Source organism: Brevundimonas sp., from assembly GCF_965227765.1.
GTDB lineage: Bacteria > Pseudomonadota > Alphaproteobacteria > Caulobacterales > Caulobacteraceae > Brevundimonas.
Genome location: NZ_OZ245778.1, coordinates 2,963,665 through 2,975,644 on the forward strand (window position 1 = coordinate 2,963,665; position 11,980 = coordinate 2,975,644).

At 67.8% G+C, this 11,980-nt stretch carries 15 protein-coding genes; 4 read left to right on the top strand and 11 right to left on the bottom strand.

The window, feature by feature from the left end:
* Positions 1-24 precede the first annotated feature (24 nt).
* Positions 25-1,137 (top strand): NADH:flavin oxidoreductase/NADH oxidase, encoded by a 1,113-nt coding sequence (locus ACO05L_RS14230; RefSeq protein ID WP_421729820.1) that lies wholly within the window; start codon positions 25-27, stop codon positions 1,135-1,137.
* A 20-nt stretch (positions 1,138-1,157) separates the two neighbouring features.
* On the opposite strand, the gene ACO05L_RS14235 is transcribed toward ACO05L_RS14230, so the two are convergent.
* From ACO05L_RS14235 to ACO05L_RS14245, 3 genes are all read right to left on the bottom strand, one after another.
* Entirely contained in the window at positions 1,158-1,544 is a 387-nt protein-coding gene (locus ACO05L_RS14235; RefSeq protein WP_421729821.1) for a hypothetical protein, read from the bottom strand.
* A 177-nt stretch (positions 1,545-1,721) separates the two neighbouring features.
* Complete coding sequence (gene rpsD / locus ACO05L_RS14240; protein WP_421729822.1) at positions 1,722-2,339, bottom strand: 30S ribosomal protein S4; 618 nt, start codon at positions 2,337-2,339, stop codon at positions 1,722-1,724.
* A 183-nt stretch (positions 2,340-2,522) separates the two neighbouring features.
* Positions 2,523-3,140, bottom strand: coding sequence for a superoxide dismutase (locus ACO05L_RS14245; RefSeq protein ID WP_421729823.1), 618 nt, complete (start codon positions 3,138-3,140; stop codon positions 2,523-2,525).
* A 175-nt stretch (positions 3,141-3,315) separates the two neighbouring features.
* Here ACO05L_RS14245 and ACO05L_RS14250 point away from each other — a divergent pair, with 175 nt between their 5' ends.
* A complete protein-coding gene (locus ACO05L_RS14250) occupies positions 3,316-3,543 on the top strand; it encodes a hypothetical protein (RefSeq protein WP_421729824.1) in 228 nt (75 codons plus the stop codon).
* 24 nt (positions 3,544-3,567) lie between these two features.
* Here the strand turns inward: ACO05L_RS14250 and ACO05L_RS14255 are convergent, their stop codons facing one another.
* The 4 genes from ACO05L_RS14255 to ACO05L_RS14270 form a co-directional block, all read right to left on the bottom strand.
* The gene (locus tag ACO05L_RS14255; protein ID WP_421729825.1) at positions 3,568-3,795 is read right to left on the bottom strand and encodes a hypothetical protein; all 228 of its coding nucleotides are present in this window, start codon (positions 3,793-3,795) and stop codon (positions 3,568-3,570) included.
* On the bottom strand, positions 3,792-4,646 hold the full coding sequence (gene fghA, locus ACO05L_RS14260) for an S-formylglutathione hydrolase (RefSeq protein WP_421729826.1): 855 nt from the start codon (positions 4,644-4,646) through the stop codon (positions 3,792-3,794). The genes ACO05L_RS14255 and fghA overlap by 4 nt, the downstream gene beginning before the upstream one ends.
* Before the next feature lie 52 nt (positions 4,647-4,698).
* Entirely contained in the window at positions 4,699-5,085 is a 387-nt protein-coding gene (locus ACO05L_RS14265; protein WP_421729827.1) for a VOC family protein, read from the bottom strand.
* A gap of 81 nt (positions 5,086-5,166) precedes the next feature.
* Positions 5,167-6,273 carry an S-(hydroxymethyl)glutathione dehydrogenase/class III alcohol dehydrogenase gene (locus ACO05L_RS14270; protein WP_421729828.1) on the bottom strand — a complete coding sequence of 369 codons (1,107 nt, stop codon included), beginning with the start codon at positions 6,271-6,273 and terminating at the stop codon, positions 5,167-5,169.
* Between the two features lie 64 nt (positions 6,274-6,337).
* Here ACO05L_RS14270 and ACO05L_RS14275 point away from each other — a divergent pair, with 64 nt between their 5' ends.
* Positions 6,338-7,048, top strand: coding sequence for an NAD-dependent deacylase (locus ACO05L_RS14275; RefSeq protein WP_421729829.1), 711 nt, complete (start codon positions 6,338-6,340; stop codon positions 7,046-7,048).
* Here the strand turns inward: ACO05L_RS14275 and ACO05L_RS14280 are convergent.
* The 4 genes from ACO05L_RS14280 to ACO05L_RS14295 form a co-directional block, all read right to left on the bottom strand.
* The gene (locus ACO05L_RS14280) at positions 7,045-7,368 is read right to left on the bottom strand and encodes a YnfA family protein (protein ID WP_421729830.1); all 324 of its coding nucleotides are present in this window, start codon (positions 7,366-7,368) and stop codon (positions 7,045-7,047) included. The two genes, ACO05L_RS14275 and ACO05L_RS14280, sit on opposite strands and share 4 nt — an antisense overlap.
* On the bottom strand, positions 7,365-8,528 hold the full coding sequence (locus ACO05L_RS14285) for an alpha-hydroxy acid oxidase (RefSeq protein ID WP_421729831.1): 1,164 nt from the start codon (positions 8,526-8,528) through the stop codon (positions 7,365-7,367). Before ACO05L_RS14285 ends, ACO05L_RS14280 begins: the two co-directional genes overlap by 4 nt.
* Complete coding sequence (locus ACO05L_RS14290; protein WP_421729832.1) at positions 8,522-9,310, bottom strand: RNA methyltransferase; 789 nt, start codon at positions 9,308-9,310, stop codon at positions 8,522-8,524. The genes ACO05L_RS14285 and ACO05L_RS14290 overlap by 7 nt, the downstream gene beginning before the upstream one ends.
* 65 nt (positions 9,311-9,375) lie before the next feature.
* Positions 9,376-10,395, bottom strand: a complete 1,020-nt coding sequence (locus ACO05L_RS14295; protein ID WP_421729833.1) for a S1/P1 Nuclease — start codon at positions 10,393-10,395, stop codon at positions 9,376-9,378.
* Positions 10,396-10,578: 183 nt separating this feature from the next.
* Here ACO05L_RS14295 and ACO05L_RS14300 point away from each other — a divergent pair, with 183 nt between their 5' ends.
* On the top strand, positions 10,579-11,958 hold the full coding sequence (locus tag ACO05L_RS14300; RefSeq protein WP_421729834.1) for a M28 family peptidase: 1,380 nt from the start codon (positions 10,579-10,581) through the stop codon (positions 11,956-11,958).
* Positions 11,959-11,980: the final 22 nt, after the last annotated feature.

Here is an 11,980-nt window from a genome sequence, read left to right on the forward strand (position 1 = left end):
CCTCTCCTCCCCGGATACGCCCCAATGAGCCTGCTGTTCTCGCCCCGCGCCGTCGGTCCCCTGACCTTGAAGAACCGCATCGCCATCGCGCCGATGTGCCAGTATTCCGCCGTCGATGGCGTGATCCAGCCGTGGCACGCCCAGCATCTGGGCAAGCTGGCCCTGTCCGGCGCCGGCCTGGTCATCGTCGAGGCGACGGGGGTGGAGGCCGAGGGTCGCATTTCCTGGGCCGACACCGGCCTGTGGAACGACGAACAGGAAGCCGCCTTCGCCGCCCTGCTACGCGACATCCGCACCTATTCCGACACCCCCATCGGCATCCAGTTGGCCCACGCAGGCCGCAAGGCCTCGACCAATCCGCCGTGGATCGAACGCGGCGGCCCGGCCGGTCCCGACAAGGCCTGGACCACATCATCGGCCTCGGCCGTCCCGTTCAAGGATGACTGGCACACCCCCGTCGCTCTGGATCAGGCGGGGATGGACCGGGTGGTCGAAGCCTTCGTCGACGCCACCCGCCGCGCCGAACGCGCCGGGTTCGACCTGGTCGAACTGCACGCGGCCCACGGCTATCTGCTGACACAGTTCCTGTCGCCCCTGTCGAACCACCGCACGGATGAGTTCGGCGGCTCGCTGGAGAACCGGATGCGGTTCCCGCTGCGGGTGGCCCAGGCGGTGCGGGACGCCTGGCCTCGGACCAAGGCGCTGGGCGTGCGCCTCAACGGCTCGGACTGGACCGACGGCGGGATCACGCCGGACGAGGCCTCGGCCTTTGGCGCCGCCCTGCACGCCATGGGCTACGACTATCTGCACCTGACCAGCGGCGGCAATGTCGCCACGGCCAGGATCCCCGGCGACCAGCCCGGCTACCAGGTCCCCTTCGCCGCCGCCGTCAAGGCCGCCGTGCCGGATGCGACCGTCATCGCCGTGGGCATGATCGTGGACCCTCACCAGGCCGAGCAGATCATCGCCTCTGGTCAGGCGGACATGGTCGCCATCGCCCGCACGGTGCTGGATGATCCCAACTGGGGTCATCACGCCGCCGTCGCCCTGGGTCAGGCCGAGCAGATGCCGAAACAGTATGAGCGGGCGGACAAATCGACCTGGCCAGGCTACGCCAAGGCGCGCGCAGCCGACTGACCTCTAGGGCCGACTGACCTCTAGGTCTGAGGCATCTGGTAGGGGTTATCGACCGAGACCTGGGCGCCGGGTTTGATGCCAAGTTCCTCGAACGACCAGATGATCTCGACGCCATCGTCCAGTGGGGTCTGGCAACGATCCTCGGAGATGCGGCGCAGGGTGATGACCGAGGCGTCGCCGCGGTGGTTCACGACCACGGGCTGAAGATCGTCCTTGCCGGTGCAACCGTTCGAGCTGACCCAGAATACGGCCAGATCCTTGGTGAAGGCGGCGGCGTGGATGGATTCCAGCTGGCCGGGCATATCGACCGCAGCGGCGCGTGCGCCGGGCCGGGAGAGACCGATCTGCGCGCATCCGCACAGGCTGGCCGCCAGCATCAATGCGGTGATGGTTCGGATAGGCCCCATGCCCGCTCCCCTTTTCCAGCCGTTGCCGACCTTATCGCCCAATTCGCCTGTCCGCGCACCCCCATAAGCATGCAAAGAAAAAGGCCCCGGATCGCTCCGGGGCCTTTCAATCGTTCGGCGCTCAAGCAGCCCGAAGGGCGTTAGCGCCAAAAGATAAGCGTCAGGATCGCGAAGCGATCAGGACGCGTAGTATTCGACGACCAGGTTGGGCTCCATCTTCACCGCGAACGGCACGTCGGCCAGTTCGGGCTGACGGACGAAGCGGACCGAGAAACCACGGTCGCCCTGTTCGATGTAGTCAGGCACGTCGCGTTCCGACGACTGCTGGGCTTCGAGCACCAGAGCCATGTTGCGCGAGACTTCCTTGACGGCGACGACGTCGTCCGGCTTCACGCGGTAGGAGGCGATGTTGACCTTCTTGCCGTTGACCGTGACGTGGCCGTGGTTGACGAACTGACGGGCAGCCCAGACGGTCGGGACGAACTTGGCGCGATAGACGATCGCATCCAGGCGCGCTTCCAGCAGGCCGATCAGGTTTTCCGAGGTGTTGCCCTTACGACGGGCAGCTTCGTCATAGGTCTTGCGGAACTGCTTTTCGGTCAGGTTGCCGTAGTAGCCCTTGAGCTTCTGCTTGGCCTTCAGCTGCAGGCCGAAGTCGGAGACCTTGGACTTGCGGCGCTGGCCGTGCTGGCCGGGGCCGTAGGAACGCTTGTTGACCGGGCTCTTGGCGCGGCCCCAAAGGTTTTCACCCATGGCGCGGTCGATTTTGTACTTGGCGCTGTGGCGCTTCGACATGAACTTCTCTTCTTCAAGATGCGGCCCGGCCTCCCCGAAAGTGGGAATGCGATCTCAACGGCGGTCCACGCATCGTCCGTAGTCAGTTCGCGCGTCCAGCCGATGGCCGAACACGAGAAAGGCGGGCTTATGACGGCCCGCCCTTCCGGAGTCAATGTTTGCAGGCGTCAGCCCTTGGCCGGATCAGCCCTTGAGGGCGGCGGCGTACAGCTCGTTGGCCTTGTTCCAGTTCACGATGGTCCAGAAGGCCTTGAGGTATTCGGGACGACGGTTCTGGTATTTCAGATAATAGGCGTGTTCCCACACGTCGGCGGCCAGGACGACGGCGCCCTTCTGCTCGGCGACGTCCATCAGAGGGTTGTCCTGGTTGGGGGTCGAGGTCACCTTCAGCTTGCCGTCCTGGACGATCAGCCAGGCCCAGCCCGAGCCGAACTGGCCGGCGCCGGCGGCGTTGAAGTCTTCCTTGAACTTGTCCATGCCGCCCAGATCGCTTTCGATCGCGGCGGCCAGTTCGGCCGAGGGCTCGCCGGTCGAACCGACGGGGGCCAGCAGTTCCCAGAACAGGCTGTGGTTCCAGTGACCGCCGCCGTTGTTGCGGACGGCCTTGGGCGCCTTGGAGATGTCGGCGAACAGCTCTTCCAGCGACTTGCCCTGCAGGGCCGCATCGGCGTCCACGGCCTTGTTCAGGTTGTCGACATAGGCCTGGTGGTGCTTGTCGTGGTGGAAGGTCATCGTCTCCTGGTCGATCGCAGGCTCCAGCGCGTCATAGGCGTAGGGCAAGGGCGGCAGGGTGAAGGCCATGGGAGGCTCCTTCCAAAGAAGATGATCAAGGAGCCTCATTTAGGAGACCGAGGCGCCGATCCCAAGGCAAGGTGGGCGATTTCGTTCGCTGGCGCGCCTCATCCTCTCGTTAATCACGATTGCCGGGAACGGACTCGGACGCACAACCCTTGATGGGTCGAAGGGAGGTAGACAGATGGACCACGGATCGACCCTTACGCCGCCGAAACTCAGCCAGGCTGCGCTCGACGCCCTGTGCGAACAGATCCTTGAAGCCGCCGACCACATGGGCGACGACCAGATTCTCTGCGTCGCCGACGCCCTGCACGACACCCTGCGCCTGCGCCGCCAGATGCGGGGACGGGTCCACCAGCGTGTCGAGGAACGACTGTGCACCGGCGGTAGTCCCGCCTTTCCCTTCTAGTCTCGCGCCCGTCTCCCCCTCGCCTCAGGCCGACGGCAGATTGACCTTCAGGCAGTCGCGCACCTGGCGTTTCAGATCGCCCGAGGCGGTCAGGACATCAACGCCATCGGCAGCCAGCACAGCCTTTACCGCGGCATCCAGCCCATCCGGCAGGGCGGCGATGACGCGCTTTTGCCCCTTGGCGTGAAGGCACAGGCCCAGCTCGGTGCAGAGCGCGGCGAACAGGGCTTCGTAGGTGTCATCCGGGGTCATTGAGCGTCTTTCAGCCGTTCCGCGTGGAAGGCGACGTGGTCGGCGATTAAGCTGGCCATGAAGAAATAGGAATGGTCATAGCCGGGCTGCATCCGCAGGGTGATCCCCTGCCCCGTCGCCTTGCCCGCCGCCACCAGCAGTTCGGGCTTCAGCTGATCGACCAGGAAGCTGTCGGCCTCGCCCTGGTCCACCAGGATGTCGTCGAAGCGATCCTTAGCTGCCCCGGCTTCGATCAGCCGGGCGGCGTCGTGGGCGTCCCACAGGCTGCGGTCCTGGCCCAGATAGGCGGTGAAGGCCTTTTCTCCCCAGGCGCAGCGCGTCGGCGAACAGATGGGCGCAAATGCCGAGACGCTGGTGAAGACATCGGGATGGCGCAGGGCCAGGGTCAGGGCGCCATGCCCGCCCATCGAGTGGCCCGACACGCCGCGCACGCCGGTGGTCGGAAACTGCGCGTCGATCAGGGCCGTCAACTCTTCGACGACATAGGTCTCCATGCGGAAATGCGGCGCCCAGGGCGCTTGCGTCGCGTCGACATAGAAGCCTGCGCCCTGGCCCAGGTCATAGGCCTCGTCATCGGCGACAGCTTCACCCTTCAGATCGGGGCCGCGCGGCGAGGTGTCGGGCGCGACGATGATGAGGCCATGTTCGGCGGCGGCGGCATAGGCCCCGGCCTTGGTGGTGAAATTATCCTCGGTGCAGGTCAGCCCCGACAGCCAGAACAGCACGGGGAACGGACCGTCGCCGGGAGGCGTGAACACCGACAGGGTCATAGGCGTGCCTGTGCTGACGCTGTCGTGCTTCAGATAGCGCAGCACGCCGCCATGGACGGCGTGGGTCTTGGTGGTTTGCATCGGGCAGTCTTCCGCGCAGGGCGCTTGAGGTCAGGGACGGTCGAGCCGCACTCTATTTCGGACGGAACATGGCGCAGACCTTGTTGCCCGATGGGTCACGCAGATAGGCCAGATGCATGACGCCAAAGGCAGTGGTGCGCGGGCCGGCCGGATCCTCGATCGCCGTGCCGCCCGCAGCGACGCCGGCCTCGGCAAAGGCGACGACGGCCTCGGGGCTGGCCGCTGCAAATCCCAGGGTGCCGCCATTGGCGTGACAGGCGGCCTGGCCGTCGCGTGGCTTGACCACGCCCAGCATACCGCGCGGCGTCATGTACCAGACCCCCGGCAGAGGCAGATCGCTGGCCGTGCCGGGCTGGTGGCCCAGGGCGCCGAGCGCCGCGTCATAGAATTTGCGCGATGCGTCGAGATCATTGGCGCCGAGCGTGACGTGCGTGAACATGGTCTTTCCTCCCGATCCGTCCGGCCGCTTCGCCAGACGGGCCCAATCTAGGCTTACTAAGTTTCTTTTGGCAACTCGCCTTTAGAACACCACGACGCTGCGGATGCTCTCGCCGGCGTGCATCAGGTCGAAGGCCTCGTTGATGCGTTCCAGCGGCAGGGTGTGGGTGATCATGGGGTCGATCTCGATCTTGCCGTCCATGTACCAGTCGACGATGCGCGGGGTGTCGGTGCGACCGCGCGCGCCGCCAAAGGCCGACCCGCGCCAGACCCGGCCGGTGACCAGCTGGAACGGACGAGTGGCGATCTCCTTGCCGGCCTCGGCCACGCCGATGACGATGCTTTCGCCCCAGCCGCGGTGGCAGGCTTCCAGCGCCTGACGCATGACCACGGTGTTGCCGGTGCAGTCGAAGGTGTAGTCGGCGCCGCCGCCCGTCATCTCGACCAGATGGGCCACCACGTCCGAGACGTTCTTGGGATTGACGAAGTGGGTCATGCCGAAGCGGCGGCCCCATTCTTCCTTGGTGTCGTTGATGTCCACGCCGATGATCATGTCGGCGCCGACCATCTTGAGGCCCTGGATGACGTTCAGGCCGATGCCGCCCAGGCCGAAGACCACCGCGTTGGCGCCCGGCTCGACCTTGGCCGTGTTGACCACCGCCCCCACGCCCGTCGTGACGCCGCAGCCGATGTAGCAGGCCTTGTCGAAGGGCGCGTCCTTGCGGATCTTGGCCAGGGCGATCTCGGGCAGGACCGTATAGTTCGAGAAGGTCGAGCAGCCCATGTAGTGGGCGATGGCCTGACCCTTGTAGGAAAAGCGGCTGGTGCCGTCGGGCATCAGACCCTTGCCCTGGGTGGCGCGGATCGAGGTGCACAGGTTGGTCTTGCGGCTGAGGCAGGACTTACACTGGCGACATTCGGGCGTGTAGAGCGGGATGACGTGATCGCCGACGGCCAGCGAGGTGACGCCAGCGCCCACCTCGACCACCACGCCCGCGCCCTCGTGGCCCAGGATGCTCGGGAAGATGCCTTCGGAGTCCAAACCGTCCAGCGTATAGGCGTCGGTGTGGCAGATGCCGGTGGCCTTGATCTCGACCAGGACCTCGCCCGCGCGCGGCCCTTCCAGATCGACCTCGACGATCTCCAGCGGACGTTTGGCCTCGAAGGCGACGGCGGCGCGGGTTTTCATGGGGCGGGCTCCTGAGAATGGCGTGTGATGTTCTTAGGCCGAAGACGGGATGGTATGGAACTGCATGACCCGCAGAAATCTCGTCATCCTGACCGGCGCCGGCATCTCGGCCGAGAGCGGCGTGCCGACCTTCCGGGCCTCGGACGGGCTGTGGTGCGGGCATCGGGTGGAAGAGGTGGCGACGCCGGAAGGCTATGCCGCCGATCCGGCCCTGGTTCAGGACTTCTACAACCAGCGTCGGCGTCAGCTGGCCGAGGTCCAGCCCAACGCCGCCCACCACGCCCTGGCCGAGTTGGCGGCGCGGTGGGAGGGCGATTTCCTGCTGGTGACCCAGAACGTCGACGACCTGCACGATCGGGCGCATGAGGCGATCACGCCCGCACCGGGGTTCGAGCTGATCCATATGCACGGCGAACTTTTGAAGGGGCGCTGCACCCGTTCGGGCCTGGTCAGCGACTGGCCCGGCGACATGGCCCCCGACGAGCCCTCCCCCGATCACCCCGAAGGCCGGATACGTCCGCACATCGTCTGGTTCGGCGAGATGCCGCTGCGGATGGAGCGGATCGACGTGGCGCTGGCGCGGTGCGACCTGTTCGTCTCCATCGGCACCTCGGGGGCCGTCTATCCGGCGGCGGGCTTCGTGCAGCTGGCGAGGATGGCGGGCGCGCGCACGGTGGAGATCAACCTGGAGCCAACGGCAGGCCGGTCGATGTTCGACGAGGGGGTCTATGGCCCGGCGACCGAGGCGGTGCCGGAGTTCTTTGGGGCGCTCTAGCCCCTCGGCGCGAACAGGATGATCGCCGCCCCGGCCAGGCAGACCGCCCCGCCGATCAGGTCCCAGCGGTCCGGCGTCGCCTTTTCGACCAGCCCCATCCAGACCAGAGACGCCACGATATAGACCCCGCCATAGGCCGCGAACGCCCTCCCCGCCGCCTCGGACGGCACCAGGGTCAGCAGCCAGGCGAAGGCGATCAGACAGATCACTCCCGGCGCCAGCCACAGCGGCGAGCGATCCAGCTTCAGCCAGGCCCAGAAGGCGAAGCAGCCGCCGATCTCGGCCAGGGCCGCCAGGGGGTAGATCCACAGGGCTTTCACGCCGGCCGCCCTGCGGGCGCCGCCCGCACATGGCGAGGGCTGATCGCGGCGATGTCGTTGACGCCGGCCAGGGTCAGGGTGCGCTCGAACTCGGCCAGCAACAGGCTCAGCGCCCGGTCGACGCCCGCCTCTCCCCCCGCGGCCAGGCCATAGAGATAGGGCCGCCCGATCGACACGCCGTTCGCGCCCAGGGCCAGGGCCTTGAACAGATCCGAACCCCGCCGCACGCCGCCATCGCAGATGATCTCGGGTCCGTCGCCCAGGCGATCTCGCACCGCCGCGATCTGGTCCACGGGCGCAGGCGCGTCGTCGAGCTGACGCCCGCCGTGATTGGACAGCATGACGCCCGATGCGCCGCAGTCCACCGCCCGGCGCGCGTCCTCGGGCGTCATGACGCCCTTGATCGACAGGGGACCGCCCCACTCGGCCGCCAGCCACTCGACATCCTTCCAGGTCACCGATCGGTCGAACTGAGACCCGATATAGTCGAACAGGCTCATCGAACGGCGCGACAGGGCGTCCACGCGATGGCTGACATTGGCGAGGTCGAATTTGCGTCCGGTCAGCGCCGGCAGGGACCAACCCGGATGCATGGCGAAATGGGCCAGACTTGCCAGGGTCAGCCGGGGCGGCAGGGACAGGCCGTTGCGGTGATCCCGCTCGCGATTGCCGGCCACAGGCGTGTCGACGGTCAGGGCCAGACCGTGCACGCCCGCCGCCTTGCAGCGCTGAATGAATTCGCTCGTCAGGCCGCGATCCCGGAAGACATAGATCTGGAAGATCCGAGGCCCCGCGAAGGCCGAGGCCCAGTCCTCGATGCGGGTCGTGCCCATGGTGGACAGGGCATAGGCCAGGCCGTGGCGGGCGGCGGCGCGCGCCACGGCGTCCTCGGCGCCGGGATGAAACATCCGCGTCAGTCCCGTCGGGGCCAGCATCAGCGGCGTGCTGACGGCTTGGCCAAACAGGGTCGAGGCCGTGCGGATGGTCGAAACGTCGTTCAGAACATCCGGCACGATCTCATAGCGCCCGAAGGCCCCGGTGTTGTTGGCGAGGGCGAGTTCGTCGTCTGCGCCCCCGTCGATATAGTCGAAGATCGGCCTGGGCAGGCGGCGCCGCGCCTGGCCCCTGAGATCGGCGATGGAATAGGCGCGGTTCAGCACGGGGGCTCGCCGGGCTTGGCCGCCTTCTCTCGCGCCAACCGTTCCAGCACCCGTCCGCGGCCTTTCGACAGGGCGGTGATGACGCCCCGGAAGGTCGCCGCCTCCTGCGCCGAGAAGGCGGCGCGCCCCAGCATGACGCGCAGGTTCTGGCTCATCGAGCGGAACTTCTCGGGCGGATGGAAGAAGCCCGCCGCATCCAGCTCGCGCTCCAGATGCTCGTACATCCCCAAAAGCAGTTCGCCCGACGCCGGCGCCTCGCCCTCGCGGAAGTTGGGCGGCGGGGCGTCCAGCACCAGGGTCCGCCACTCATAGGCGTTGATCGACACGGCCTGGGCCAGGTTCAGGCTCTGGTGACGGGGGTCGATGGGGATGGTGACGATGCCGTGGCTCAGGGCGATGTCGGTGGTCTCGAGCCCCGCCCGCTCGGCGCCGAACAACAGGCCGACCTTCAGCCCCGAGGCGGTGTCGTCGTACAGGACACGGGCGGCCTCGCGCGGGGTGCGGACCGGCTGGCGGGTTTCGCGCGGGCGGGCCGTGGTGGCGAAGACGGTGTTCAGGTCGGCGATGGCCGCCGCCACGCTGTCGAAGACCTCGATCCCGTCCAGCACCCAGTCGGCGCCGGATGCGGTGGCCCAAGCCCTCTCCTGGGGCCAGCCGTCGCGCGGGCTGACCAGACGCAGGCGGTCGAGGCCGAAATTGGCCATCACCCGCGCCACGGCGCCGATGTTCTCGGCCATCTGCGGCCGGTCGAGGATGACGACGGGAGGAACGGGCTCAGTCATGACCCACGCACTACCCCTCCGCTCCTTCTCGCGAAAGCGGGGCCCGGAACTTTGGGCGCGGAGGCTCAGTCGTCGCCGATCATCGACAGCCAGGGATCGATCGATCCGGCCTCGACCTCGGCGACCTTGATGGCGGGCCAGCCGATGGAGGCCTCGCCCGAGGCGCGCCAGGCCAGGATGGTCAGGTCGCGCAGTTCAGAGGCGGCGACGGCCAGCCGGCCCGTGGCGAAGGCGGCGCCGCGCGCATCACGGTCGCGGAACCCGCCCGCCTTCTCCAGCTCGTAGAAGGGCACGACATAGGTCAGGCTGTCCTTCAGATAGGCCACGACGCGCGGCTTCAGCGCGACATCGTCCAGGGCCGGAGCGCGCATCGCCGCCTCGACCGCATCCAGCCGCGTCGTGCGACCGACGAAACCGTTCTCGAAATCACCATGGGTGCGGCGCGAGTTGGTGAAGCCCTGCGGGTTCGGATAGTCGCCCCAGCCATTGTAATGGATCGAGACGTGGTGGGGCTGGGACGCATCCCCGACATAGTGGCCCAGGACGCCCAGGTCGCGCAGGGTCAGGGCCTCGCGCCGCTGGCGGTCGGCCCGGTACCAGGCGCGGCGGCCGGGATCGGTCTCGCGCGCCTCGGCCGCGTTCAGCACGCGCCAGTAGGCCAGGTCGCGGACCAGCTGCTGCCAGCCGTCCATGATCGCATAGGGCAGGTATCCGGCGTCGTTGACGTCCACGCCCGCCGCCTGAAGCTGGGCGTCATACTGCGACTTCAGCTCGGGCAGTTGATCCAGGGTCATGGCTGCGGGCGACAGCACATGGCCGTCGTCGGTCAGGTCGACGAAATGAGCGGTGTCGCGCTCACGGTCGTGCGGCTGGCCCGCGCCTTTCCAGCGGTCGGGCTCGCGCGCGAACTCGCCCACGTCGGCGACGGCGCCGGGCGTGCGCATGAAGGCGGGCAGGTCGTCAGGCAGGGCGCGAACGGCAGCGACCCCGACCATGCGGTGGCCGGTCGAGCCCCAGGCCGACACCTGGACGGCGGCCCCGGCGACGGCGACCAGGACGACGGCGGCGAGCGAAATACGCTTCATCGAGGGTTTCATCTGCGGCGGTCTCCGTAAGGCAGGCGACAAAGTAAGGCGGGCGACAAGGGCGGGGCATCCGGCGGTTAAATCCCCCTCGGCGCGGCGTCGAGGGGTTTCTGATCGGGTCCGAGCTTGACGCCCTGTGTCCGCGCCCCTTACCCCCATGGCATCACAGATTGAGGACAGGTCATGTCATATCGTCGCGGACTTCTCGTTGCAGGCCTGATCAGTGCGGTTCTGACGGGGCCAGCCTGGGCCCAGGACGCCTGGACCGTGAAGCCCGCCTGGGTCAGCGCCCACGAGAACTTCCTGGCCTCGCCCGCCCTGCGCGGACGCGGCGGCGCGACCAATGACGAACTGGTCGCCGCCACCTACGTCGCCTCGGTGTTCGAACGCTACGGCCTGACGCCCGTGCCCGGCTCGGCCGGCTATCTGCAGACGGTCGAACTGGTGAAGACCATCCCCGGCCCCGGCGCCAGCCTGACCCTGGGTGGCGTCACCGTGGATGAGGCCGGAGGGCTGGCCGTGCTGTCGTCCTCCAACAGCGTCGTCACCGGCAGCGTCGCCGTGGCGGGCGAAACCCTGGAGTCCGTGCCGGCAGCCGACATCGTCCTGGTCGCCCCGCCCGAGGGACCGGGAATGCGACCCTGGATCGGCGCCGCCATGCGCCAGGGCGCCAAGGTGGTGGTCCTGCGCCAGACCGAGGCGCTGAAGGCCGCATCCGCCCGCGCCGGTCGCCCCGGCTATGAGCTGCCCAGCGGCGGCGAGGACGAAGGCGAGGCATCGCCCGACTTCATCGTCGTCTCGGCCGAGGCCTATGACCGGCTGAAAGCCGCCGTCGGCGCCGGATCGACCGCTACCCTGCAACCCGGCGCATCGACCACCGAGACGGCCGCCACCACCAACGCCATCGGCTGGCTTCAGGGGTCCGACCCGTCCGCCGGGGTCATCATGATCTCGGCCCACCTGGATCACCTGGGCGTGGTCGACGGCGTCATCTATCCCGGCGCCAACGACGACGCCTCGGGCACGGCGGCGGTGCTGGAACTGGCCCACGCCCTGGGCGCCGGGGCCCAGCCCAAGCGCAGCATCCTGTTCGTCGCCTATGGGGCCGAGGAATTGGGCCTGCTGGGTTCGAAATATTTCGCCGAACATCCGCCGATCCCGCTGGCCTCCATCGTCGCCAATCTGGAGATCGAAATGATCGGCCAGCAGGACCCGACCATGCCCGCCGGCGTGATGATGATGACCGGGTTCGAACGGTCCGACTTCGGCCCGCTGCTGAAGGCGCGCGGCGCCCTGGTCGCGCCCGACCCCTATCCCGAGCAGAACTTCTTCCAGCGCTCGGACAACTACTCGCTGGCGCTTCAGGGCATCGTCGCCCACACCATCTCGGGCTGGGCCACCATCCCGACCTATCACTCGCCCGAGGACAATATCGCCTCGCTCGACATCCCCTTCATGACCGCCGCCATCCAGTCCCTGGTCGAACCGCTGCGCGCCCTGGCGGACGGCGACATCACCCCCGCCTGGGTCGAGGGCGGACGCCCTGTTGCAGGCCAGCGCTGAGCCAAGGCGCCGCCGACAGTCA

What these genes read in the sequence shown, in the direction of transcription:
- ACO05L_RS14270 (WP_421729828.1), bottom strand. Translation starts at nt 6,273, where the DNA reads ATGAAAACCCGCGCCGCCGTCGCCTTCGAGGCCAAACGTCCGCTGGAG.
- rpsD (WP_421729822.1), bottom strand. Translation starts at nt 2,339, where the DNA reads ATGTCGAAGCGCCACAGCGCCAAGTACAAAATCGACCGCGCCATGGGT.
- fghA (WP_421729826.1), bottom strand. Translation starts at nt 4,646, where the DNA reads ATGCAAACCACCAAGACCCACGCCGTCCATGGCGGCGTGCTGCGCTAT.
- ACO05L_RS14255 (WP_421729825.1), bottom strand. Translation starts at nt 3,795, where the DNA reads ATGACCCCGGATGACACCTACGAAGCCCTGTTCGCCGCGCTCTGCACC.
- ACO05L_RS14275 (WP_421729829.1), top strand. Translation starts at nt 6,338, where the DNA reads ATGACCCGCAGAAATCTCGTCATCCTGACCGGCGCCGGCATCTCGGCC.
- ACO05L_RS14235 (WP_421729821.1), bottom strand. Translation starts at nt 1,544, where the DNA reads ATGGGGCCTATCCGAACCATCACCGCATTGATGCTGGCGGCCAGCCTG.
- ACO05L_RS14295 (WP_421729833.1), bottom strand. Translation starts at nt 10,395, where the DNA reads ATGAAGCGTATTTCGCTCGCCGCCGTCGTCCTGGTCGCCGTCGCCGGG.
- ACO05L_RS14265 (WP_421729827.1), bottom strand. Translation starts at nt 5,085, where the DNA reads ATGTTCACGCACGTCACGCTCGGCGCCAATGATCTCGACGCATCGCGC.
- ACO05L_RS14230 (WP_421729820.1), top strand. Translation starts at nt 25, where the DNA reads ATGAGCCTGCTGTTCTCGCCCCGCGCCGTCGGTCCCCTGACCTTGAAG.
- ACO05L_RS14250 (WP_421729824.1), top strand. Translation starts at nt 3,316, where the DNA reads ATGGACCACGGATCGACCCTTACGCCGCCGAAACTCAGCCAGGCTGCG.
- ACO05L_RS14290 (WP_421729832.1), bottom strand. Translation starts at nt 9,310, where the DNA reads ATGACTGAGCCCGTTCCTCCCGTCGTCATCCTCGACCGGCCGCAGATG.
- ACO05L_RS14300 (WP_421729834.1), top strand. Translation starts at nt 10,579, where the DNA reads ATGTCATATCGTCGCGGACTTCTCGTTGCAGGCCTGATCAGTGCGGTT.
- ACO05L_RS14245 (WP_421729823.1), bottom strand. Translation starts at nt 3,140, where the DNA reads ATGGCCTTCACCCTGCCGCCCTTGCCCTACGCCTATGACGCGCTGGAG.